We start from the raw sequence: 22,903 nt of genomic DNA on the forward strand, positions 1-22,903 counted from the left end.
GTCGACCCCGGGTATGCGAAAATGTAGATTTGTGGACTAAGAGGCCAGAGCAAAAAAGGCTAATAGGCGATTTTAATATTTCTTTAATATACCCTCAATGCTTCAAAATAATTGTTGAATGTTTGATTTGTTACAAATGGAATATTTTCAGTTTATTTTTTTCTAAATACCCATAGACCTTACACGAAAAAAGGGCGACCATTTGGCCGCCCTTCATTATTTGAAATGAAATAAAATTATTTCATTGAATGTTCAGCATCTAAAAAGCTCACGGGAGTATTGGTGGCTTTTTTTGCACAGTTTTCTTTTTGGCAAGACTTTGAACAAGGAAGTTGCTCGGCTGTTTTGCTATCACTTTGTCCAATTCCGATGATCATTGGCGCAATTACCAATGAAACGATGGACATCAATTTAATCAAAATGTTCATCGATGGGCCAGAAGTATCCTTGAAAGGATCTCCTACGGTGTCACCTGTTACAGAGGCTTTATGAGGCTCAGAACCTTTATAGAATGTCTCCCCTTCGATAACGGCACCTTTTTCAAAAGTCTTTTTGGCGTTATCCCAAGCTCCACCAGCATTGTTTTGGAACATGCCCATCAATACACCAGAAGCGGTTACACCAGCCAAAAGTCCACCTAAAACTTCAGGGCCGAAGATAAAGCCCACAACGATTGGCGTCAATAAAGCCAACAAGCCTGGAGGAACCATCTCTTTAATAGATGCCTGTGTCGAAATGGCTACACACTTATCATATTCTGGAGTTGCTTTGTACTCCATGATGCCTGGAATTTCACGGAACTGACGGCGTACCTCATGCACCATAGCCATTGCCGCACGACCAACAGCCGCGATAGCCATGGAAGAGAACAAGAATGGAATCATGGCACCAACAAACATTCCGGAAAGGACTTCAGCCTTAAAAATATCAATTGAAGTAATGCCCGACAAACCAACAAAAGCAGCGAACAACGCCAAAGAAGTTAAGGCTGCTGAAGCAATCGCGAATCCTTTACCAGTTGCGGCAGTGGTGTTTCCTACGGCATCAAGTTTATCAGTACGTTCACGAACAATTTCAGGTAATCCACTCATTTCCGCAATACCACCTGCATTATCAGCAATAGGGCCAAAAGCATCAATGGCAAGTTGCATGGCTGTGGTTGCCATCATACCTGCAGCTGCAATGGCTACACCATATAAACCTGCAAAATGATTTGACAAGAAAATACCTGCAGCTAAGACCAACATTGGTATCGCTGTAGATTGCATTCCGATCGAAAGACCACCGATAATATTAGTCGCGTGCCCTGTTGATGATTGATGAATGATTGAGTTCACAGGTTTCTTACCCATTGCGGTGTAATATTCCGTAATAATCGACATCAAAGCACCTACGATCAGCCCGACAACAATGGCATAGAATACATCCATTGAAGTAAATTCATGTCCACGAATAGTCATAGTGTCTGCCATCATCCATTTTACAAGGAAGAATGATGTGATTGCTGTCAATATAATCGACGACCAGTTCCCTAAGTTCAAGGCTTGCTGTACATCACCTTCTTCATCTTTCACACGCACAAACTGTACACCGATAATCGAGAAAATAATACCTAAACCTGCAATAACCATCGGCAACAGGATTGGAGCCATTCCGCCAAATTGGTCATTAGAAACAATCTCTCTACCCAATACCATAGTGGCCAAAATTGTGGCTACGTATGAACCGAAAAGGTCAGCACCCATACCTGCTACATCACCCACATTATCACCAACGTTATCGGCAATAGTGGCAGGGTTTCTAACATCATCCTCAGGAATGTCCTGCTCTACTTTACCTACTAAATCGGCACCAACATCGGCTGCTTTAGTGTAAATACCACCACCTACACGAGCGAATAATGCGATTGATTCCGCTCCAAGGGAGAAACCTGAAAGTACTTCCAACGCCATTTGCATTTCATGTCCATTTACACCAGCGTCATGGCCAACAAACATATAAAAGAAAATGATGAACAAACTGCCAAGTCCCAATACTGCAAGACCAGCAACTCCAAGTCCCATCACGGCACCACCAGTAAATGCAACATTCAGTGCTTTACTTAATGAAGTTCGTGCCGCCTGTGTTGTTCTTACATTGGCTTTTGTTGCCACTTTCATTCCGATGTAACCTGCAAAAGCAGAAAATACCGCACCGATAATAAAAGCAATGGCAATCACCGGGCTTGAAGTATCAACTGCATAACCTGAATAGGCAAGCAGTAATCCTGCGATAATGGCAAAGTAAGTCATTACCTTCCATTCCGCTTTTAAAAATGCCATTGCACCATCGGCAATGTATTTTGAGAGTTCGGTCATCTTCTGATCCCCTGACTCCTGTTTATCTACCCAAGCTGATTTTACAGCGGTGTAGATAAGGCCTACTATTCCCAAGACAGGAACAATAAAAATGAAATTTTCCATACTGTTGAATGAATTAAAAAAATGATACCAAAAAAAATTGTATTTTATAGGGTATCCTAAAAAACTATAATTCTATAATTAATTTGAATTGAGCATTAAATTAAAGAAATTTCCACAATAAATAATGATGATAAACTTCATGTTTATTTAAAAATAATGCGACATGTTTAATATTTCTGAGGAATTTGTGGTGCGGTTTGGTACAATCGATGATATTGATCAGATTTTTGATAATATTCAAAGGATAAAAATTGAAATGAGTGAGCAGAAAATTGCGCAGTGGCCGCTCGATAAGGATTACCCGAGTAAAGAAATGATCAAGACTGATTTGCTCAACAGTCAGTATTTTATATTAGAGAAAAACAAGGAATATGCGGGCTCAGTGGTTTTAAATACCATCACCACGCCCCCATATAGTGAGATTTCATGGAATGGGAAGCATTTTTTAGCCGTTCACCGTTTGGCAACTGTAAAGGCGTTCAGAAAAGATGATGCAGGTCAGTTACTGATGAGTTTTGCTGAGGAATGGGCGTTGGCTCATCATCAGGATAGTATTCGTTTGGATACCTATTCACATAACCGCAGGGCAAATAAGTTTTATCAATCCTGTGGGTTCACACAGGTCGGAAAGATCAGTCTGCCCTGGATGCCCGAGCAGTATTATTGTTATGAGAAGTTACTATCAGTGGCTGATTAAGTAACAAATGCTTGATTTTAAACCTTATTAAGTGCGCAAATGCGCTATTTATCGATCAGTTTTAGGATAAAAATAATTTTTTTATCCAAATGAATTAGATTGTTATAACTTGCGATCCTTTTTGTATAATTAGCATATCGTCCTTTTACCCTCATCAATCTTAAATGTGTATTCTATATGTCTGCGACATTGAAAAGAAAAATTCACGAAATAGTATTTGAAGCCGATACCAAAGCGGGAAAAACCTTCGATGTGGTCTTACTGATCCTGATTCTGCTGAGTATTTTGGTGGTCAGTTTAGAAAGTGTTTATACAATTAATAAGGTCTATGGTGTAGCCCTTCGGTGGATCGAGTGGGTTCTGACAATTCTTTTCACTTTCGAGTATATTTTGCGGGTTTGGCTTGTAAATAAAGCAAGGCATTACATGTTAAGTTTTTTCGGCATTGTTGATTTGCTTTCGATCTTGCCGACTTTTCTGAGCCTGGTTATTGTTGGTTCGCAATCTTTACTCATTTTCCGGTCTTTGCGATTGCTTCGGATTTTTCGAGTGTTTAAACTCGGAAGGTATTTAGGGGAGGGGCAACAGTTGGTTGATGCTATGCGGGCGAGCCGAGCAAAGATTATTGTGTTTGTCTCCGCTGTTTTAACGGTTGCGCTAATTTTAGGCACTTTTATGTATTTGGTGGAAGGGGCTGAAAACGGCTTTACCAGTATTCCACGCTCTTTTTATTGGGCGATTGTAACCATGACCACCGTGGGTTATGGCGACATTGCTCCCCAAACGGTCATTGGGCAAAGTATTGCGACTTTATTAATGGTGCTGGGGTATGGGATTATCGCAGTGCCCACAGGCATTGTTTCTGTGGAATTCAGTGCAAAAAAGAATGTCGCTGAAACGGTCAGTACACAGGTTTGTCAGCATTGCAGTAAAGAGGGCCATGATGCTGATGCGCATTATTGTAAATATTGCGGACATCATTTGCTATAAATGTCGGTGTGCTTTCATTTTAGTTAAAATCATCAGTTTTATATATAATTTAGCGTTTGACTTACGTAAATTATATTAAACAAAAAACCTGATTATGAAACTTGTAAAACAACCCTTTTTGTTGTTCTTGTTTTTCGCACTTATTTCAAGTTCAAGCTGTAGCGACGATAACAACAATTCGACCACCCCAAATCCTACTGAGGCCACTTATGAAGTGACCTTTACATTTGACTGGAGTGAAAAAAATTTCCCAGCAGATTATCCTTCTAACCCTCATTTTTCCCCACTTATTGGATGGTCTCATAAAGATACAGACTACCTGAAAATTGGAACCATGGCCACCGAGGGGATTAAAATTATGGCTGAAACGGGTGGTACAAGTACGATGAAATCGGAACTGGATAAGATGATTGCGGACGGCGAAGGGTTGCAGAGTGTGACCGGAAGTGGTGTGTCAGGCAGTGGCGTAGGTGCCATTACGGTCGAAATCAAGGTTAATAATCAATATCCGATGGTTTCATTGGTAACGATGGTTGCGCCGAGCCCTGATTGGTATGTAGGAGCGGTAAATGTTTCTTTGCTTGAAAATGGTGAATTCGTGAGCATGAAAACAATCGAAGAATTACCTGTATATGACGCCGGGACTGATAGCGGATCGACCTATACCTCACCAAATGCGCCTACTGATCCCAAAGAAAATATCAGTATGTTTGTCAGCGCTCCGTTGGGTGATGGTATAGAACTTATCGGCACCATTGCAAGTGTAACTTTTAAGAAAAAGTAAGGCTGATTTTTCGCATAGCCATTTTGCGATTATTTTTTCAGCTAAAGGCTGTGATTATACGCTTATAATTTTCTCTTTTACCAATAGGTTGATAACTTTCCATTAAGTTACTCAACCTTTTTTTTATGAAACGGATTATTTTTCTGGTTATTTTTTTAGCCGTTAGCCAATTAGCATTTTCTGCACAAGTTGATACCATCAAGGTTCGGTCAGCTGCCATGAAAACAATGATTAAAAATGTAGTGATTTCCCCTGAAGGAAAAGGGAATGTACATTACCCTGTCCTGTATTTACTCCATGGTGCTTTTGGAGATTACAGCAGCTGGATAAAAAATGCCCCGAATATCAAGCAGTTGGTGGATCAGCATAAAATAATCGTGATATGCCCTGAAGGCGGTTTCAATAGTTGGTATTTTGACAGCCCAATTGATCCTAAATTTCAATATGAAACCTATATCATGCGAGAATTGATCACCTATATCGATCAGCATTACAAAACCTTGCCAGATAGAGCCCATCGGGCGATTGCGGGTTTAAGTATGGGAGGTCATGGCGCATTCTACCTCGGTATTCGTCATCAGGAAACATTTGGTGCAATAGGAGCCATGAGTGGGGGCCTTGATATTCGTCCTTTCGCTACAAAATGGGACATTTCCAAAAGAATAGGGACCATCGAGCAGTATCCTGATCGGTGGGAGTCTCGGGCCGTGATCAATATGGTGGATCAATTGATTGGAACGGACATTAAAATTATCATGGATTGTGGTGATGAAGATTTCTTTTATGGCGTTAACAAAGCAGTGCACCGCAAACTGATGAGGGAAGGAGTTCCGCATGATTTCACCATCCGTCCTGGAGGGCATAATTGGAAATATTGGTCCAATAGCATTGAATACCAAATGTTATTTTTCGACAGATTCTTTCGAAAAAAGGGTTAAGTAATTTAAATCAGGTGCTGAACTTGCGTAGCCACCCATTTACAAGCCGAAGTCACATACATCAGGTTTTCTGTGTAGGATGACTCCCAAATAAATAGCCCAATTGTGATTGTTGCTGCCCAAACGGCCATATAAGGCCATGGCTTTTTGAAGTTGAATATGGTCATGGCTGTTCCCAGTGATTTTTTCATTCCCATAATGCTATACAATTCATCGAGCGTCAAATGAACCATATAGCCTATGAAAAAGGAGGAGATGATGCGAAAGATAAATGCCTTCGAATAGCCATTTATAGTAATGAACAGTACATGATACTGGTTCGTCACTTTGAAGGCATAGCCGATTGATAAGGCAAGGAGTAGGGCCATGGGGATGGAGTGAAAAATGCCCCGATGTCGTGTGAATTTAAAGAAGATTGGTTTAACGATATACATCGTAAGCACTACGGTTAAGCCCAGTAAAGGTAACAGCTCCAGGAAGTTTAAGACTGGTTTTAGAATAAAGCATAAGAAGAGGCCTAAACTTACACCAAGACATTTAAAAAAATATTTGGTAATAATTGCATTTTTTGAATCTACATCAGGAGCAATACTTCCAATAAAGCAGAGTAAACCCAAGCCAATTGCCGGCATTAGGGATTCTGTGGCCATATAATTGAGTGCTAATACTGCGCCACAGCCTGCACCTACTGTTGCATGTGTTCCAAAGTTTGCCATTGATTAGTTATTTCAAGCATGAAACTATTTTGTAATGACGCAAATCTAACCAAAAAAATGACGGTCGGAAAGGTGTTTGGCGATTTATGGAAATTAATTGTTTAAAATAACCGTATTTATTACATGGTTATGCGCCTGTCTATGTAAACATCGTGCAAAAATATAGTTGAAAGATTAAACGTGTTTCTATTTATATTGTCATGGTAAAAATTTTAGTCGTTGAAGACGAACATCACATTCGTGAAAACCTGGTCGATTTTTTGACTTTTAAAAAATACCAAGTCGCTGGTGCTGCCAATGGTATTGAGGGCTTGGAGTTGTACGATTCATTTAAGCCAGACTTGGTCATTTGTGATGTGATGATGCCTCAGATGGATGGCTATGAGTTCCTTAATGTACTTCGGAACGAGAAAAAACATCACCATATTCCTTTTCTGTTTCTTACCGCCAAAGCGAGCCGTCAGGATTTTCGAGAGGGGATGAATGCAGGAGCGGATGATTTTATTACCAAGCCTTTTACCTTTCAGGAAGTCGAAGAGGCAATTGAAAGTCGAATGAATCAAAAGATTCATCGGGTAAATTCCCTGAAAGCGCAGTTGGATGATCTGAGAATAAATCTTGAGAAAATTTCTGATCAGGGAGATGATGGTACAGGAACTGTTGGCGAGTTAAAGGGACAAATCGAAGAACTCAATAATGTGCTCGGGAAGAAGAATCAACAAATTGAGGACGTTTCTTTTATTGCGAGTCATAAGGTTCGAGCTCCTTTATGTAACATTCTTGGTTTGCTCGATCTGGCAAAAGAAGAAGAAATTATGCTTGATGATGAATTTGTAGATTTAATCAAGCATTCTGCAAGAGTATTGGATGAATCTATTCATCAGTTGAATGATCGCATTCACCATGTAGTAGAAACCATCAATGAAGGGGATCTGGAATCTATTAAGTCTATATTTTTAATTGATGACGATCCTTTTCAGCATAAAATCAATGCAAGAATTTTATCCAAAAACCTGACGGATATCGATATTAAAACTTTCCTTGATCCCATGGATGCTTTACAGGCATTTAAGGTTGAGGCGCCAGATTTAATGTTACTTGATATTAATATGCCTGAAATGAATGGTTGGCAGTTTTTGGACCACTTACTGGAATTGCCTCACCCGAAAAAAACAAGGATATTTATGCTCTCCTCATCCATTGATACCAATGATGAGAAGAAAGCTTTCCGATATGATATTGTTCAGGGTTTTATCAATAAACCTTTGTCCAAGGCACATATCGGAAAACTGTTTACCAAAGCAGATATTAAAGCATAGTTGCTTTATTTCCAGGTTAAGAAATCACCCGAAAATTAGATTACACGTTATGAGCAGCTGAAGGAATTTGGCTGCTCAATTTTTTCCAGCTGTTGGCCAGAAAAAACATGGTCAATATAAATGCTAAGAAGTCAGCGATTGGAATAGCATAGAAAACACCATCAATACCATAAAATTGTGGAAGAATGATGATCAGCGGAATGATGAAAATCACCTGACGGGAAAGGGTCAGGAACAATGCAGGTAACGCCTTGCCAATAGCCTGGTAATAACTGGCCCCGAGCATTTGAATACCAATTACAGGTAGTGAGATAGAAATAATTCTCAAGGTGTGGGCCGCGGCAGTAATTAACCGTTCTTCTTTTGAAAACAGACTCATGATAGGGTGCGCAAAAATGAAGATCAACACAAAGCACACCACCGAAATTGCAGTGATCATTATGGAAGAGGTTTTCAGCGTCAGTTTTACCCTGTCTAACAGTTTTGCTCCAATGTTATATCCCACCAATGGAATAAAACCTTGAACGATACCAATCATCGGGAAGAAGGTAAACATCATCACACGGTAAATCAGTCCGTAAATTGCCACGTAAAATTCATTCCCAAAGTGTACCAGAGAATTGTTGATCATTGCGGCGATAATGGCCGCAGCACCCTGTCGGGCAAGGGTTGAGGATCCTATAGAAAAGGTTTCTTTGATAATGGCCCAGTCTGGAGTCCAATAAGCGGGTGAAAGCGAAAGAATACTTTTCTTACTGGCGAAAAAGATCATTAAATAGGCTGCCGAGGCTACTTGTGCAATAAATGTTGCCCATGCTGCTCCTGCAATGCCCATTTTAAAGGTGATCATGAATAATGCATCAAGGATGATATTCAGAAAGGCGGAAAACAGCATCGCATACATGGCTGTTTTTGAGGCCCCTTCTGATCGTGCGACGTTATTGCCCATCATGGCTAATCCCATAAAAGGAGCACCAAGAATGACGATTTTATAATAATTCAGTGCTTCATCAAAAATGGCTCCCTTAGCCCCAAAAATGGTTAAAATTGGTCGAGCAGCCAACAGGGAAACGGCGAGTGTAACCAGTCCGATTCCCCCTGCGAGAATTAACAAATTACCGAAAGTCCGCCTGGCTTGTTCTACATTTTTCGCACCATAGTGGCGTGAGATGATGCTCGCTCCCCCCATGCCTATAGACATCCCGATTGCCGCGATCAGCATGGTAATGGGGAGGACAATAGATAAACCTCCAATCGCTTCTGTGCCAACAATACGGCCAACGAACATGGTATCAGCAATATTATACATGGCCATCACCATAATACCAATCATGGCAGGCAGTGATAACTGAAGGAGTGCTTTATTAATAGGGTATTCTCTTAATATTTTTTCTTTACTCATGGTGTTTATTTCCGTGTAAGTCGCAATTTAGGGCTTTTCAAGCATGATTGATGTCATGTTTCGGTCTTTCTTGTTAAGATTTGATTAATTTCCACCAACAGCAAAAAAAACGCTGCAATATATATTATTGCAGCGTTTTTTGAGTTGGCCCGTCATAGATCCGTGCACAGACTATAAAAGAATGGCCTACAGATGATAAATAATTTGGTGGGGCCAGGTCTTTTTACTGATCTATTAAATTGGTGGTATAAGGATATTTACCCAGGATTAATTGCTCTGATGCTTTAGTTCTCAGGTTACTGACTTGCCCATTTTCGATCCAGTTTAATGCCGCAGATATTTTTGCTTCATTTCTTGTGCCTAATGGAAAGTTTTGAAGGTTAAATACCGACTCCCCAATTTCAATATCAGGCGCTAAGCCTTGGGCATAATCGCCTTCATTGTCTTTATTGGTAATCCTGAATACAATCGGGAAGAAATTGTAGCCGAACTTATTGAATAACACCGAGCCTACGTCCTTACCTACTGATTCAGTACCGAAACTTAACAGCTTATTCCCCAAATAGGGGCGAAGACAGAAAATGATGGTTTCACTGGCTGATGCGGTATAAGCATCCTGAATAATGGCGACTTTCTGAAAATTGTTGTTGATGTTTTGTGGATTGAAGAGGGTATTTCGGTTCTCGTTAGCATATTTATCGTTGTAGGTCTGTTTTAGAAAGACATCGCTACTTGTAGCCTGCGGATAAATCATGGCGGCAAGTTTGGCACTTAATGACACCAGTCCTCCTCCATTAAACCTGAGATCCAAAATAAGATTGTTCACCCCTTCAGCTTCAAATCTTCTGAAAGCGGCTTTTAAGGGTTCTTCGGCTACAGTTTTAAAACTTTCAAAATTAATGTATCCCGTTTTGTGACCCTGCCCATCGTCAAATACAGTAACAGGGCCTACAAAATCTGCATTGATACGGGCGATGTTAAAACTGAAATTAAGATCTTGAGTTCCTCTTTTAACGGTAAGTTGAATTGGTGTACCCTGAGTCTGAGAATAAAGGATACCATAATTCTGACGGTCAATCGGGTTGCCGTTGATGGTAAGAATTTGATCTCCTCGGCGCACTCCTGCATTATAGGCTGGGGTTCCCTCTGTTGCATTCATAATATAGAAAGCATCGTAGTTTGGGGTCGCAATAATGATTAACCCAGAACCCACTTCAATTTCAAAATTGTTCTCTTCTGAAATGCGGGCATTGCTGCTATTAAACTCCTCGCTGATAAAACTGAAGCGGTCATCTCTGTACCTTAGCGCTTCTAAAAGGGCTTCGGGGGTGGAATACCTTTGTGGGTTCGATACCGATGGGCTCATTTCAGACCATAGGTATTCGTCATGCATAATACTATTGACGTAATCGAATATATTGTCTTGACCCTTATCTGTGTCAACGATGTTAGCATTGTTGGCATCTTCAAAGGGGTCGGAACACGAAAAGGCGAAGGGTATTAAGAGTAGGAGTAAAAGTGATTTCTTAAACATATCAAATATTTTTCAAGGCAGATAACTGACCGATGATTTTGGCTTTGGCAATGGCTTTTTCTAATACTATAGGTTTGGAAGCGCGCTCTTTGCAGGTTTTCATGGAGCAACGTTCGCAGGTCTCATTCACTGTGTATATAGGGATGTTTTGGTCATCCCAAAAGTTGAATCGCTCGCGAAACACATCATTGAAGGTAAAACCTATACTGACACTTACTTCTGCATCCTCACCAACACTCGACGGCCTTACAAGTGATATAACGAAATATTCTTCCCCTGAGTCTTGGTATTGAGAGCGCTGAACCATGAAATGAGCGTCGGGTGCCTGACCTTTATCCTTTAATTCCTGATATTCGTCGAAAATACGGATGGAGCTCCAACGTCGACAATAGTGCTCGCCATTTTCAATCGCATGTGCCGTATGATGCCGCGAGAAATGCAACTCCTTCGTCACAGAATATTGCTTATTTTCGGGATTATGGTAAAAGCGCAGGTAGAAAAGGTTATTAATACCCCAATAGGTCGGAATCAAGGTGGTTAGCCGATGCATGAAAGTTTCCGAGGAATAGGTGTACTGATTCATCAGTTTGGTGAACGCCTCAGGGTTCCATCGTTCATTTTGGGCAAATGCCTCAAGGTCCTGCATAAGGCTTTCTCGATTCATGATTAATGCCCCTGAGAAATAAGTTACTTTATGGTTGTTCAGTACCTGTTCAAAAGAGCCTGTTTCTATCGAAGAGTAGGTATATTCGCGTTCTTGAATATCCAGGAACCGATAGCCAAGTTCACGACCAATAACAAAGATTTTTTGGGACTCACTGAGGTCTGCATTGATATATAAGGTTGGTCGTTCACCGTCCACCATTACAGAGCGTAAGTTTTTCAATTCTTCAAAGTGGCTCAGTTTGTCATCATTGATCAGAATGCCATAATCTTTATGCAGGATGGTGGCCAACTGATGAAACGAAACTTTATCAGTCACCTTGATTTGATGCTTATGCATAAATATTTCAACATCCCTTTCAATGGAATCGAAGTGATTCTCATGCATTTCAAGATAGGAACGCAAAGCAGCGAGGTTAAAATCCTCCTCACTCATATTATATCGTCTCGAAATTTTAATCAGGGTGGAAATAAAGGCATTAATTTTTGTTGGCGCAGAGGCAATGATTTCTACCAGTTTATTCAGCTCCAGTCCAAGCATTTCCAATGGTAGGTTTTCCAGCACATTGGAGTTGAGCAAAGTGCCGATAGGCTCCATTTTTTTACTGAGTCTTAAACCCACCAGATCGTCATAGGAAACACCAAGACCAGAGGCTAAGTCCATCAGTTTTTTGGTCTTAGGATACTTTTTTCCTTTTTCGATTTCATTCAGGTAAGAAATGCTCAGTCCCGTTTGCTTGGCAAGTTCAGTAAGGGAAAGACCCAAATTGGTGCGGTATTCTCTGACCTTCAGGCCGAGAATTATTTTGATTCCTTCTTCACTAATATTCACGATCATCGATAGCTATATGGTAAATGCTTGAAAGATACAATTTTCTTTGATAAATCCATGGGGGCGCTTCCTTTTTGTGAAAATTCGCTGAAGTGGAATCGCTCAGCGAAAGGAGGAAAGCCTTATGGGCTGTAGATTTGTTTATGTCAGATAATTATTCTTTTTACAATTTTTAGGGGTTGAGCACTCACAATCGCCCACAACTTTTGGTTATATCCATAGATTTAAAAATATATGGAACAAGCATACAGTTTTTCGACCACTATAAAAAAGTTATTTCGACGCGGGCAAATTACTTACCTTGAAGGCATTCAGCTGGTGCGATTTGCCTCAAAACTGGGTTGGTTTAGCCGCAGAAAGAGCAGTAAAGTTATCTCGTTTCAGTATTTGGGTTTTAAGTTTTATGCTTTGAATTTACAAGAGGTAAAGCGTTTGTTTTATCGTATTTTCTCCTCAGAAGAGTTTTGGCTTCCCGTCAATTCTACGAACCCAATTATTGTGGATTTAGAAGCAGGAGAGGGCCTGGCAGTACTTTTTTATAAATGGCGTTTTCCTGCGGCACAGATTATCGCTTTTGAGTCTGATTTTAAATTGTATCAGTTGCTTCGTAGAAATATTGAAAGCAATCAGCTGACAGATATTACCTTATACTATGGTAAAGCCCTTGATTATGAGGGTTACACGGCAATCAATGGTGATGTTTCAAATCGGGTGGCGTGTTATAAATTAAGTGCCGTTTTGCCAGCAGATAAAATTGATGTGTTTCACCTACCTTTAAATCAGCAAAGTCAGATAGTGCTTCAGGAGCTGGATGCTGCAGACAAAATGAGCAGTGTCGAGTACCTTTTAATAGATTTTTCAAAATATTCGTTTGATATGAATACCTATCGGAATTTTTTCGATACGGTATCAAGCCTGGGTTGGAAAGTTGTTCGGGAATCGGTGTTTGGCAGTTTGGCATTAGTCGAAGACCGAAATTTTTTCCTATACCCAATTTCAGTTTCCCTGCGACAACGGTTTTTCAAAAAGTGGTGGGGAAAGCCCCTTATAAAGCTCAAGTAAAGTTTCCTTTTATAGCCCTCTTCGGAGGGCTTTTTTTTGTGCTAAATTCTGAGGATGGCCAAGTTTTATTTCGACGGTTAGTAGCGATTCGGACGTATGTAGGTTTTTAAGGATGAAAGCGTAAATAAATGTATTAGCGAATTTTCGCAAATCAGTTTATTTTCTCTAACTTCCGTTATTGTTAATAAACACAAATACAAAACTTATGACTAACCATACCAAATCCGTTACTACCCTTTTGAAGAATCACCCCGCACAGGCCGCAATCCTAACCGAGGAAGCCCTACAGTTTTTGTCCGAACTGCATCATCATTTTGAAGTGAAAAGACAACACCTATTAGAGCAGCGAAAAAATCATCAGCATAAAATTAGCCAAGGTGTTTTACCAAATTTTGACCCAATAACAAAAGGTATCCGAATGGGTAATTGGCAGGTAGCGCCATTACCTGTTGATTTACTCGAACGGCGGGTTGAAATTACGGGGCCTGTTCATCGTAAAATGGTGATTAATGCCTTGAACTCAGGTGCCGACGTATTTATGGCAGACTTTGAAGATTCCACCTCACCTACCTGGGAGAACATGATCGATGGGCAGGCTAATCTTCGCGATGCGAATGCTCGGCAGGTAGATTTTATCGATCCTGTTTCTCAAAAATCTTATGAACTCAACGAAAAAACCGCCACCCTCTTCGTTCGGCCACGAGGCTTGCATCTTGATGAGAAGCATTTGTTGATCAATGGTCAGAAAATCTCTGGGGCACTTTTTGACTTCGGCCTTTACTTTTTTCACAATCACCAACTGGTAAAAAACAGAGGAACGGGTCCTTATTTTTACCTTCCAAAATTGGAACATTATCTGGAGGCGCGCTGGTGGAATGAGGTTTTTGACTTTGCTCAGGATTATATGGCAGTGCCAAGTGGAACCATCAAGGCTACGGTTCTGATCGAAACGATTACAGCCTCTTTTATGATGGATGAAATTCTTTTTGAGCTTCGTACGCATAGCGCTGGTCTTAATTGCGGACGTTGGGATTATATTTTTTCCTATATCAAAAAACTGCAAGGACATGCTGATTTTTTAGTACCTGACCGAGAGCTGGTAGGTATGAATATGCCTTTCATGAAAGCTTATTCTGATTTGTTGATCAAGACCTGTCACAAGCGAAATGTGCACGCAATGGGCGGTATGGCTGCACAAATCCCCATTAAAAATGATGAACATGCTCATGGAAAGGCAATGGATAAAGTGCAAAAGGATAAGCTGCGAGAAGCCAAAGCTGGTCATGACGGGACCTGGGTGGCGCATCCTGGGCTAATTCCTGTAGCTCGGGAAGCATTTGATCAACACATGAAAAGAATGAACAACCTGCACATTGAGCGTGGAGATGTGAAAGTGAGTGATGAGCACTTGCTGGAAGTGCCCAATGGCAAAATCACTTTTGAAGGAATGGTGAAAAATATCGATGTGGGGGTCCAATACCTTGCTGCCTGGCTTGCGGGTAATGGTTGTGTTCCGATTTACAATTTAATGGAAGATGCCGCTACCGCTGAAATCAGCCGTACCCAGCTTTGGCAATGGCTGCATCACCCCACTGCATTATTATCTGACGGGCGGAAAGTGGAATGGGCGGTTTATGAACAGGCCACTTTAGAAGCGAAAGAAAGAATCCGTGAGATTCATGGGGCGGACTGTTTCGAAAAAGAAAATTTCGCTCTCGCAGCCAAACTATTTGACCAAATGACAAAGGCTGATCAGCTTGAAGATTTCCTCACTTCAGTGGCTTATGAATATTTGTAATCCGCCGAAAAACATAAAACCCGTGAGTCGCCTAAAATGGAAACTCACGGGCAACTTTAACCTAAATTAATTTCCCTACTTATAATCTACATAAAAAATGACAAAGCAAGAAAGAATCACCCGATTGATTAATGAATGGAAAACAAATTCACGTTGGAATGGCGTAAAAAGACCCTATTCAGCAGAAGAAGTGATTAACTTACAAGGATCTATTGTACCTGAGAACAGCCTTGCGAAATGGGGGGCGGAAAAATTCTGGCAGAAATTGAATAGTCAGGATTTTGTCGCTGGATTGGGCGCTTTAACTGGTAATCAGGCAATTCAGGAAGTGGAAGCGGGTCTTGATGCTATTTATCTTTCGGGCTGGCAGGTGGCTGCTGATGCAAACCTGGCGGGGGAAATGTATCCCGATCAAAGTTTGTACCCTGTAAACTCTGTGCCGATGGTGGTAAAACGGATTAACAGTGCATTGCGTCGGGCAGATCAGATTCAGTTTATTCATGGTGGGGAAATTGATTATCAAGTGCCAATAATTGCCGATGCCGAGGCGGGTTTTGGAGGAAACTTGAATGCTTTTGAATTGATGAAATCCATGATTGACGCAGGGGCTTCGGGGGTGCATTTTGAAGATCAGTTGTCATCAGCAAAAAAATGTGGACACCTCGGTGGGAAAGTTTTGGTTCCTACTCAGGAAGCCATTAATAAGTTGGTGGCTGCGCGTCTTGCCGCTGATGTTATGGGAACAGAAACCATCATTATTGCCAGAACAGATGCCGATGCAGCGAATTTATTAACTTCAGATATTGATGCACGTGACCATGAATTTATTACTGGAGAGCGCAGTACAGAGGGCTTTTTCTATGTAAAAAATGGCTTGGAGCAAGGGATTGCCCGTGGGCTGGCTTATGCGCCTTATTGTGATTTGATTTGGCTGGAAACCTCGAAGCCCGACATCAAGCAGGCTAAAGCTTTTGCGGAGGCCATCCATGCGAAGTACCCTGGAAAAATGCTGGCCTATAATTGTAGCCCGTCTTTTAACTGGGCAGCAAACTTGACGCGCGCTGAAATGGCGACTTTTCGGGAACAGCTTGCGGACTTGGGTTATAAATTTCAATTCATCACCCTGGCAGGCTTTCACGCCCTAAATACCTCTATGTTCGAACTTTCCAAAGCTTATCAACAGCGTGGGATGGCGGGCTATTCTGAATTGCAGGAAAAGGAATTCGCTTTACAAAGTGAAGAAGGCTTCCGCGCGGTGAAACATCAGTCGTTTGTAGGCACAACTTATTTTGATGCGGTTCAAAATACCGTAACGCAAGGCCTGGCTGTAACCACCGCCATGAATGGTTCCACAGAGCAGGAGCAATTTTAAGCAATGAAGTAATTAGTGGTTTTAATTGTAATATCAGGAGGCAAATAAACATTTTAGGAAAACTAAAGTTTGGCTACTTGTACTATTCATGCACTTCTAACCAGAGTGATATGAAAATATTTAACTAAAAAACCACTAACGATGAAAAAGCTATCTTTTGCAATTGCCTTTTGTTTTATAGCTGGACTTTATTCCTGTTCAGAAAACAAGTCAGCTAAAGAAAAAGCGCAAGAATCTATCGAGAACATTAATGATGAACTTGGTGATAATTTGAATTCAGTGCAAGACGATATGGATGATGCCATGAACTCCATCGACAGTGAAATGGAGGAAATTGGGCGCAACATGGAAAACGCCACTGAGGAGCAAAAAGCCGAAATGGAGACCAGAATGCAGGAGCTTGAAAAAGAAAAAGAGCAAATGCAGGAAAATGCTTCAGAATCATGGCAGGACGCTAAAAACGATGCCAACGATGCGATGGATAACGCACAGGACAAAGGGCAAGAAGCTATTGATGACACGAAAGATGCCATTGATAATGCTGGTGACAAAATTGAGAATGCAACGGAAGATGCAGGTAACGCCATTGAAGACGCGGCAGATGATGCCAAAGATGGCGCCAACGATGCAATTAATGATGTGAAGAAAAAGTTCTAATCATTAATATTATATATTTTAAGGCCGTTAATTTTTATTGACGGCCTTTTTTTAATCAAATTAATGTTGAATGGCTTAGATCATTATGGTAATAATTATTGACTGCGGAAGTGTATCGGTGCCTGATATTGTGAGGGAAGTCAGGCGGTTTAGAAGTAAAATGATGATGGTGGGTTTACAGGAATTTGAGGCCGATCAGATGCCCGACCATGATGCTTTGATCATTTCTGGCACAAACATGAATTTTACCGATGGGGAGTTTGAAGCTCTCCGCGAAAAGTTTGCTTTTCTAATGACCTCCGACATGCCCACTTTGGGAATCGGCGGAGGCATGCAAATTATTGGGCAGAGTTATCGTGCTCAAATTTACAAAGGAGTCTGTGAAAGGGACTATACAACCATGACGAGGCATACCGATCACGCTATTCTTTCTCATTTTTCCTATCAATTCGACATGAAAACCAATCATTGCGAAGGGATTACCCTACCCGCAGGTTTTCAGAAAGTTGCTTCAAGCAGAAATTATGAAGTAGAAGCCATTGCGCACCATTTCAGGCCAATTTACGGCGTGATGTTTAACCCTGAACTCTCGGGAACCCTGGGGACAGCCATTTTTAAAAACTTCTTCAATTTAGCGAACAGCTATATCCAGAATCCAATGTTAAGATAGGCCAGGAAGCGGTGCTGAGAATTATAGCTTCCAGTAAATTCAATTGGGCCAATAAACGAATTGTAGCCATAAGTCAGTGAGGTTGCGGTGCTCAGGTCGGTAATGTGGAAAAGCTGCGAGCGGGTTCGCTCTACTTTTGCCGCATCAAAATGAATCTGCAAGTAATTTTTCTTAAACAGTTTTTGCTGATAAGTAACATTAGCCATCAGGGCATTGGGGGCCGCAAGCCGATGATCACCTGCATGGAAACCGTTCAGTGAATGAATACCAGGCAATTTAAAATTATCGCCTCGTCCACCCAACAGTGCGAAGTAGGCCGCAGGAACCACTTCAGTGCTGTTAACATGAATCATCCCATTTAAAATTAATGTACCATTATGTGACAGCGGAAAGGCTTTTTCAGCTTTCACATTCATCAACAGATTGATTGGCTGATTGCCGAGATATTTGGTCAGTCTGAAATCGGCCCTCACTCGGCTCCCCCGATGCGGATAATGCGGCTGATCGAGGTTATCCCTGAGCAAAACCATTTTTCCGCCAACATATACACCATTGGTAGAATCTTTTACCCCGAGTTCTTTCTCAAAAGTACTGGTTCTTGATAAAAAGTCCACGATTGGTCCCGCGCTTATGAGTACATCGTTGGAAAGCTTTCCGTGTGCGGTCAGGTCAACGGTGAATGAATTAATAATATATTCATTTAATAAAGCCTGAAACTGAAATGTTTGCCTGAACTGGTCGAAGTCAAGCCCAAAAGAATAGTCAATATTTTTTTGGCCATACCACCAGTATTCTGATTTTATCCTTAGATTTTTGGAAATCTTAACGGCGAGGTTCATACGGCTATCCCGTGTCAGTAAATTATTATAGCCCGCCTGAAAAAGGATCGCTGGACCAAAATCAGGATCATAATGAACACCTATGCCGATGGTGCCTGGAACAGCGGGCTCAGTATCAAATTGAATATCTGCGGAACTGGAATCTGCCGAAGGCAATACTTTGTAGGATACCTTGTTGTAAAAGCCCGAAGCGTACAAACGGTCAACGTTGGCTTTTAAGGTTTGAAAATTGATGCTGTCGCCCTTGTGAATGATTCTTTGATCTTTCACCCGCCTTTTGGAAACTTTTTTAGCACCGATAAACTCCACATTATTGACTTTAAGATGCGGAGCCTGAAGCTGATGATGTTGCTTTATTTGATAATCTTTGAATTCTTTCAGAGAATCGCCGAGCATATACAAATCATCAAGGTAATATTCTGCGGCTTTTGTTCCGAGGGTGATCAGAGAATCGACCTGATCAAAATCACTCGGGCCAAGTTTACCCAAATTCGGTCGGATATTTAAATCCACCATGTGTTTGTTTTTCAGGTAGTTTTGCTCCCCGTAAAAAGACATACTCTGGTTAAGGACCGCAAACATACTGTTCAGATCTTTCTTTTTGGCCAATTCTCCATGAACATCCGCTCCAATGATAATGTCAGCCCCCATTTCCTTCAGCACATCCACGGGGTAGTTATTAATAACCAAGCCATCGACCAACAGTTTTCCATCCAGTTCAACAGGGGTGAAAAAGCTTGGTATCGACATACTGGCCCGCAATGCATCAGGTAAATATCCATGATCAAGCACGACGGCCTTACCAGTTACAATATCAGTGGCGACACATTTAAAGGGGATGGGTAATTTACTCCAGTCTTGTATATTATAGACAGGGACGCAAAGCTCATTCAGCAAATTGGTCACACTTTGTCCCGCGACCAGTCCTCCAGGAAGTTGAACCCCATTTTTGTCAAAATTTAATTGAATGAAGGTGCGGTAATAGTTCTCTCGCTCCTCAATGTTGAGGTTGGTTCGGTCGATCTGATCCGCCAGGATTTTAGTCCATGGTGTTACCCGTGCGAGGGAATCTAAGGCATCAGCGGAATACCCCATAGCATATAATGCGCCTACAATTGAGCCCATACTGTTTCCCGCAATATAATCTACAGGAATGCCAGCCTCCTCCAAAACCTTCAATACTCCAACATGCGCTAATCCTTTCGCTCCTCCTCCTGAAAGAACGACGCCAACTTTTGGTCGGTGAAGTTTCTGTTTACTGACCTGAGCCATCGTGCGCTGGGAGCATAAGCAGCCGAGGATCATCAACAGGGATACAAGTATATTTTTATTTGAAAGAGACATAAAATGAGGTAGCAGGCTATTAATTTAATTTCTAAATTAGGTATTATAGTGGAATAAGTGTAAAATTCCCTTGTGTTTTTAATCAATTGCTCATCAATATGAATGCATTATTATTAATTGATATTCAATACGACTTTCTGCAAGGCGGAGCTTTAGCCGTGCCGAATGCAAATGAGATATTGCCTGTGTTACAAAAATTGTTCCCAAAGTTTAACTTGATCTTCGCTTCTCAGGATTTTCACCCTGCTGATCATCGCAGTTTTGCCTCTCAGCACCAAGGGAAACAAATTGGTGAGGTCATCAATCTCGATGGTTTACCCCAAGTACTTTGGCCTGACCACTGCGTACAGGGTACCGCAGGGGTGGAATTGCATAGCGATTTGCCTACTGACAAGTTTACGGCAGTTGTTCAAAAAGGACAAGACGTAAAGGTGGATTCTTACAGTGCATTTTTTGATAACGGTCATCGGCACGCCACGGGGCTGGATCAGGAATTAAAGGAAAATGGGGTAACAAAGCTGTTTGTGGCGGGTCTGGCCACCGATTATTGTGTTAAGTTCTCTGTGCTTGATGCCCTAAAATTAGGGTATGAGGTCGTTTTGATAGCCGATGCCGTAAGGGCAGTAAATTTAGATGCAAAGGATGGCGAGCGTTCTATTGAGGAAATGAAAAGTAAAGGGGCATCAATAATCCTTTCTGAACTATTGATAAATGAGAAAATGCTTTAAATCGTTTATTTTTTAGTGTATTCTTGCACATTATTTGATTAACGATTAGAATGAAGTATGTAGTTGGGCTACTTTTGGTAGCATGTTTATTTTTTCCACTTCAAGGGAGAGGGCAAAATAGTGAGGATGGTTTTAAGCCTGTATCGGAAAGCACGAAAATAGGCGATTGGAGCATGAATACGCTGGTATATCATGCTTTCCCCAAGTTTAATGCAGATGGCAATTATCGCCTTTGGTTGCAACAGAATTATAAATTAAGGAACAGCCCGCTGAACCTTCGGATGGAGGAGTCCTTTGGGTTAAAAAATGCTTTGGTCGGTTATATCGATTATTATTTGCCACTGACGTCGCACTTCCTTTTTGCGGGATCTATCGGGTCAGGGTATAATTTTACCACGGCTACAAAAGTTTCTGAAGAAACGGGAGAAGTATTGCAGCGGGGTGCGATGGTTTCTCAGCTCGGCTGGGCGTGTGTGTTTATTGCTCCACTGAATATTAACCGTTTGACGGTCGTATTGGCATCGGAGCCAGAGTATCAGTGGGTACGTGAAGTGTGGGACTGGACCAACTATATTGCCATTGTTTCCTGGAAGGTCAGTGACCATACTGCTGTTCAGGCACGGATTATTGGTGATTATACCCATGGCTATTTATACCAAGCGGGGGCAGGGGTGAGTATTGACTTGGCTCGATAAAGGGCTATTTGTAAAAAGTAAGCTGGCTGATGAATGATGCTGCGCCATGAATTTTTTATTCCGTTGCAGTCCACCACTCATCAACTGGCTTTTTTGCTTTTGATCAATCTGATTCCCATTTATTTTTCAGCATTTAGGGACATTGCCACCTGCAAATAAATTTCTAAATTCGACGATGCGATTTCTTCTACAGATTGAAGGAGTATTGACCTCACTTGTTTTCTGCCTTGCTGTTCAAGTAGCGGAAATTCGGTCTGATCCATCAAGTACCCTTTCATAAAACTGACGGCAATTCCCCCTTCAGCATCGGGCTTTAGATAGCACAATGGCCCATTGAAATAAAAAAAAGGAATGGACCAGCTGATTTTTTCAGAAATATCGGACGATTGACTTTTAATCAAATACCGAAGCTCTTCAAACATTTGCCGCTGTGGTGCAGGCCTTTGTGCAATCCAGTGATCTACGTGAACACTTCCCATTATTGGTGGGTATTGGTCATGTCATCAGCTACCACCAATACATAATCTGCTTGGTTTAAGTGCTCCTCTGACAATTTTTTTAATTCCCCCTGTTTGACTGTCGCAATTGTAATAATTTTTGATTCAGGAGAAAGTGCTTTCAGGTAGGTGGTTATGCCTTCGTGAAAATCAGAATGATAACTTCCGTGGAAGTGGATGAATTTCGTGTTTTTGTCAAGCTGTTGCGCTATAAAATAGGCCATTGTCGCATCTTTTACCGCCTGCGCATAAACGATGTTATACCCACCATGCTGCCCCATCATCTGTTTCATTTTTCGATACTGAAGCTGTGTTGTATCAACTTTGATCGGTAGAGGGGCCAGGAGTGTTTTCGCCTCCGAAGACAGGCTTTCCAGTCCTTCCAAACCCTTTCGATAGACCAACGAAGCATATCTCCTTGGAATGTTGGTGGCAATAAGTTCGATTTTATTTTCTCGGGCCCAACGCATTAAGGGCTGATAATCTGTGGGCTGATTAGGCCACAAGCGTGCCTGATCAGTAAAGTTTTTTTCTGAAATAAGTTGTTGCTGATATTCCGAAACGATCAACTGCTGATCGCGCTCCAACATTTCAAATCCCAATTTTAACTTATAGTCAGGGCTTTGCAGGGCGTGTGCCACCCTGTTTTGTTGCCAATGAGCAATAGGGTCATTATGGAGTTCACCGAAAAGCACAACATCGGCTGACTGAAGGGACTTGATCAATTTTTTATAGCTTGTTTTTTTCCCCTGCGCAGTGAACCACTGAAATGCGTCATTGTCTTTTTGTGCAAATAAAGATTGGTTTGTACAGAGTAGGAAGATCAAGGCGAGTGAAATGCCTTTGGTGAAAAAAAATATTTTCTTCATGTGGGTTTCAGGTTATTTTTTTGATTATAATTGGT

General features: G+C 41.3%; 20 protein-coding genes. 12 read left to right on the forward strand and 8 right to left on the reverse strand.

The genetic code is table 11. The annotated features are described in order from the left end of the window. Nucleotides 1-236: 236 nt before the first annotated feature. Nucleotides 237-2,462 carry a sodium-translocating pyrophosphatase gene (locus AABK40_RS18825; RefSeq protein WP_338398958.1) on the reverse strand — a complete coding sequence of 742 codons (2,226 nt, stop codon included), beginning with the start codon at nucleotides 2,460-2,462 and terminating at the stop codon, nucleotides 237-239. A 163-nt stretch (nucleotides 2,463-2,625) separates the two neighbouring features. Between AABK40_RS18825 and AABK40_RS18830 the strand changes: the two genes are divergently transcribed. From AABK40_RS18830 to AABK40_RS18845, 4 genes are all read left to right on the forward strand, one after another. After that, nucleotides 2,626-3,159, forward strand: a complete 534-nt coding sequence (locus AABK40_RS18830; RefSeq protein ID WP_338398959.1) for a GNAT family N-acetyltransferase — start codon at nucleotides 2,626-2,628, stop codon at nucleotides 3,157-3,159. Between the two features lie 177 nt (nucleotides 3,160-3,336). Next, nucleotides 3,337-4,149: an ion transporter gene (locus AABK40_RS18835; protein ID WP_332920205.1), complete on the forward strand. Its 813-nt coding sequence runs from the start codon at nucleotides 3,337-3,339 to the stop codon at nucleotides 4,147-4,149. 94 nt (nucleotides 4,150-4,243) lie between these two features. Then, complete coding sequence (locus AABK40_RS18840) at nucleotides 4,244-4,933, forward strand: spondin domain-containing protein (protein ID WP_338398960.1); 690 nt, start codon at nucleotides 4,244-4,246, stop codon at nucleotides 4,931-4,933. A gap of 125 nt (nucleotides 4,934-5,058) precedes the next feature. Beyond that, nucleotides 5,059-5,871 carry an alpha/beta hydrolase gene (locus AABK40_RS18845; protein ID WP_332920207.1) on the forward strand — a complete coding sequence of 271 codons (813 nt, stop codon included), beginning with the start codon at nucleotides 5,059-5,061 and terminating at the stop codon, nucleotides 5,869-5,871. Between the two features lie 5 nt (nucleotides 5,872-5,876). On the opposite strand, the gene AABK40_RS18850 is transcribed toward AABK40_RS18845, so the two are convergent. Then, nucleotides 5,877-6,587 (reverse strand): metal-dependent hydrolase, encoded by a 711-nt coding sequence (locus AABK40_RS18850; RefSeq protein ID WP_332920208.1) that lies wholly within the window; start codon nucleotides 6,585-6,587, stop codon nucleotides 5,877-5,879. 200 nt (nucleotides 6,588-6,787) lie between these two features. Here AABK40_RS18850 and AABK40_RS18855 point away from each other — a divergent pair, with 200 nt between their 5' ends. Beyond that, nucleotides 6,788-7,906 (forward strand): response regulator, encoded by a 1,119-nt coding sequence (locus tag AABK40_RS18855; protein ID WP_332920209.1) that lies wholly within the window; start codon nucleotides 6,788-6,790, stop codon nucleotides 7,904-7,906. 40 nt (nucleotides 7,907-7,946) lie between these two features. On the opposite strand, the gene AABK40_RS18860 is transcribed toward AABK40_RS18855, so the two are convergent. The 3 genes from AABK40_RS18860 to AABK40_RS18870 form a co-directional block, all read right to left on the reverse strand. Then, the gene (locus AABK40_RS18860) at nucleotides 7,947-9,308 is read right to left on the reverse strand and encodes an MATE family efflux transporter (RefSeq protein WP_332920210.1); all 1,362 of its coding nucleotides are present in this window, start codon (nucleotides 9,306-9,308) and stop codon (nucleotides 7,947-7,949) included. A gap of 223 nt (nucleotides 9,309-9,531) precedes the next feature. After that, the gene (locus tag AABK40_RS18865; RefSeq protein ID WP_338398961.1) at nucleotides 9,532-10,842 is read right to left on the reverse strand and encodes a S41 family peptidase; all 1,311 of its coding nucleotides are present in this window, start codon (nucleotides 10,840-10,842) and stop codon (nucleotides 9,532-9,534) included. Between the two features lies 1 nt (nucleotide 10,843). After that, a complete protein-coding gene (locus AABK40_RS18870) occupies nucleotides 10,844-12,343 on the reverse strand; it encodes a helix-turn-helix domain-containing protein (RefSeq protein ID WP_338398962.1) in 1,500 nt (499 codons plus the stop codon). 228 nt (nucleotides 12,344-12,571) lie between these two features. Here AABK40_RS18870 and AABK40_RS18875 point away from each other — a divergent pair, with 228 nt between their 5' ends. The 5 genes from AABK40_RS18875 (at nucleotide 12,572) to AABK40_RS18895 (ending at nucleotide 17,896) form a co-directional block, all read left to right on the forward strand. Further along, nucleotides 12,572-13,399 carry a hypothetical protein gene (locus AABK40_RS18875; protein WP_332920213.1) on the forward strand — a complete coding sequence of 276 codons (828 nt, stop codon included), beginning with the start codon at nucleotides 12,572-12,574 and terminating at the stop codon, nucleotides 13,397-13,399. A gap of 205 nt (nucleotides 13,400-13,604) precedes the next feature. Next, nucleotides 13,605-15,197, forward strand: coding sequence for a malate synthase A (aceB, locus tag AABK40_RS18880; RefSeq protein WP_338398963.1), 1,593 nt, complete (start codon nucleotides 13,605-13,607; stop codon nucleotides 15,195-15,197). A gap of 97 nt (nucleotides 15,198-15,294) precedes the next feature. Next, a complete protein-coding gene (gene aceA, locus AABK40_RS18885) occupies nucleotides 15,295-16,569 on the forward strand; it encodes an isocitrate lyase (RefSeq protein WP_332920215.1) in 1,275 nt (424 codons plus the stop codon). 141 nt (nucleotides 16,570-16,710) lie between these two features. Beyond that, nucleotides 16,711-17,226 carry a hypothetical protein gene (locus AABK40_RS18890; RefSeq protein WP_338398964.1) on the forward strand — a complete coding sequence of 172 codons (516 nt, stop codon included), beginning with the start codon at nucleotides 16,711-16,713 and terminating at the stop codon, nucleotides 17,224-17,226. Nucleotides 17,227-17,311: 85 nt separating this feature from the next. Continuing rightward, nucleotides 17,312-17,896 (forward strand): glutamine amidotransferase-related protein, encoded by a 585-nt coding sequence (locus AABK40_RS18895; RefSeq protein ID WP_332920217.1) that lies wholly within the window; start codon nucleotides 17,312-17,314, stop codon nucleotides 17,894-17,896. On the opposite strand, the gene AABK40_RS18900 is transcribed toward AABK40_RS18895, so the two are convergent. Then, nucleotides 17,869-20,079 carry a patatin-like phospholipase family protein gene (locus AABK40_RS18900; protein WP_338398965.1) on the reverse strand — a complete coding sequence of 737 codons (2,211 nt, stop codon included), beginning with the start codon at nucleotides 20,077-20,079 and terminating at the stop codon, nucleotides 17,869-17,871. The two genes, AABK40_RS18895 and AABK40_RS18900, sit on opposite strands and share 28 nt — an antisense overlap. A 98-nt stretch (nucleotides 20,080-20,177) precedes the next feature. Between AABK40_RS18900 and pncA the strand changes: the two genes are divergently transcribed. Then, the gene (pncA, locus tag AABK40_RS18905) at nucleotides 20,178-20,807 is read left to right on the forward strand and encodes a bifunctional nicotinamidase/pyrazinamidase (protein ID WP_338398966.1); all 630 of its coding nucleotides are present in this window, start codon (nucleotides 20,178-20,180) and stop codon (nucleotides 20,805-20,807) included. A gap of 50 nt (nucleotides 20,808-20,857) precedes the next feature. Beyond that, nucleotides 20,858-21,502, forward strand: a complete 645-nt coding sequence (locus AABK40_RS18910; protein WP_332920220.1) for a hypothetical protein — start codon at nucleotides 20,858-20,860, stop codon at nucleotides 21,500-21,502. 119 nt (nucleotides 21,503-21,621) lie between these two features. On the opposite strand, the gene AABK40_RS18915 is transcribed toward AABK40_RS18910, so the two are convergent. Further along, nucleotides 21,622-21,981 (reverse strand): DUF1801 domain-containing protein, encoded by a 360-nt coding sequence (locus AABK40_RS18915; RefSeq protein WP_338398967.1) that lies wholly within the window; start codon nucleotides 21,979-21,981, stop codon nucleotides 21,622-21,624. Next, nucleotides 21,981-22,868 carry a ChaN family lipoprotein gene (locus tag AABK40_RS18920; protein ID WP_338398968.1) on the reverse strand — a complete coding sequence of 296 codons (888 nt, stop codon included), beginning with the start codon at nucleotides 22,866-22,868 and terminating at the stop codon, nucleotides 21,981-21,983. The genes AABK40_RS18915 and AABK40_RS18920 overlap by 1 nt, the downstream gene beginning before the upstream one ends. Nucleotides 22,869-22,903 lie beyond the last annotated feature (35 nt).

The sequence above is a fragment of the Persicobacter psychrovividus genome, from assembly GCF_036492425.1.
GTDB classification, from domain to species: domain Bacteria; phylum Bacteroidota; class Bacteroidia; order Cytophagales; family Cyclobacteriaceae; genus Persicobacter; species Persicobacter psychrovividus.

Bases quoted from the DNA above. Each gene is read 5' to 3' on its own strand.
- AABK40_RS18825 (WP_338398958.1), bottom strand. From the start codon at position 2,462: ATGGAAAATTTCATTTTTATTGTTCCTGTCTTGGGAATAGTAGGCCTT.
- AABK40_RS18830 (WP_338398959.1), top strand. From the start codon at position 2,626: ATGTTTAATATTTCTGAGGAATTTGTGGTGCGGTTTGGTACAATCGAT.
- AABK40_RS18835 (WP_332920205.1), top strand. From the start codon at position 3,337: ATGTCTGCGACATTGAAAAGAAAAATTCACGAAATAGTATTTGAAGCC.
- AABK40_RS18840 (WP_338398960.1), top strand. From the start codon at position 4,244: ATGAAACTTGTAAAACAACCCTTTTTGTTGTTCTTGTTTTTCGCACTT.
- AABK40_RS18845 (WP_332920207.1), top strand. From the start codon at position 5,059: ATGAAACGGATTATTTTTCTGGTTATTTTTTTAGCCGTTAGCCAATTA.
- AABK40_RS18850 (WP_332920208.1), bottom strand. From the start codon at position 6,587: ATGGCAAACTTTGGAACACATGCAACAGTAGGTGCAGGCTGTGGCGCA.
- AABK40_RS18855 (WP_332920209.1), top strand. From the start codon at position 6,788: ATGGTAAAAATTTTAGTCGTTGAAGACGAACATCACATTCGTGAAAAC.
- AABK40_RS18860 (WP_332920210.1), bottom strand. From the start codon at position 9,308: ATGAGTAAAGAAAAAATATTAAGAGAATACCCTATTAATAAAGCACTC.
- AABK40_RS18865 (WP_338398961.1), bottom strand. From the start codon at position 10,842: ATGTTTAAGAAATCACTTTTACTCCTACTCTTAATACCCTTCGCCTTT.
- AABK40_RS18870 (WP_338398962.1), bottom strand. From the start codon at position 12,343: ATGATCGTGAATATTAGTGAAGAAGGAATCAAAATAATTCTCGGCCTG.
- AABK40_RS18875 (WP_332920213.1), top strand. From the start codon at position 12,572: ATGGAACAAGCATACAGTTTTTCGACCACTATAAAAAAGTTATTTCGA.
- aceB (WP_338398963.1), top strand. From the start codon at position 13,605: ATGACTAACCATACCAAATCCGTTACTACCCTTTTGAAGAATCACCCC.
- aceA (WP_332920215.1), top strand. From the start codon at position 15,295: ATGACAAAGCAAGAAAGAATCACCCGATTGATTAATGAATGGAAAACA.
- AABK40_RS18890 (WP_338398964.1), top strand. From the start codon at position 16,711: ATGAAAAAGCTATCTTTTGCAATTGCCTTTTGTTTTATAGCTGGACTT.
- AABK40_RS18895 (WP_332920217.1), top strand. From the start codon at position 17,312: ATGGTAATAATTATTGACTGCGGAAGTGTATCGGTGCCTGATATTGTG.
- AABK40_RS18900 (WP_338398965.1), bottom strand. From the start codon at position 20,079: ATGTCTCTTTCAAATAAAAATATACTTGTATCCCTGTTGATGATCCTC.
- pncA (WP_338398966.1), top strand. From the start codon at position 20,178: ATGAATGCATTATTATTAATTGATATTCAATACGACTTTCTGCAAGGC.
- AABK40_RS18910 (WP_332920220.1), top strand. From the start codon at position 20,858: ATGAAGTATGTAGTTGGGCTACTTTTGGTAGCATGTTTATTTTTTCCA.
- AABK40_RS18915 (WP_338398967.1), bottom strand. From the start codon at position 21,981: ATGGGAAGTGTTCACGTAGATCACTGGATTGCACAAAGGCCTGCACCA.
- AABK40_RS18920 (WP_338398968.1), bottom strand. From the start codon at position 22,868: ATGAAGAAAATATTTTTTTTCACCAAAGGCATTTCACTCGCCTTGATC.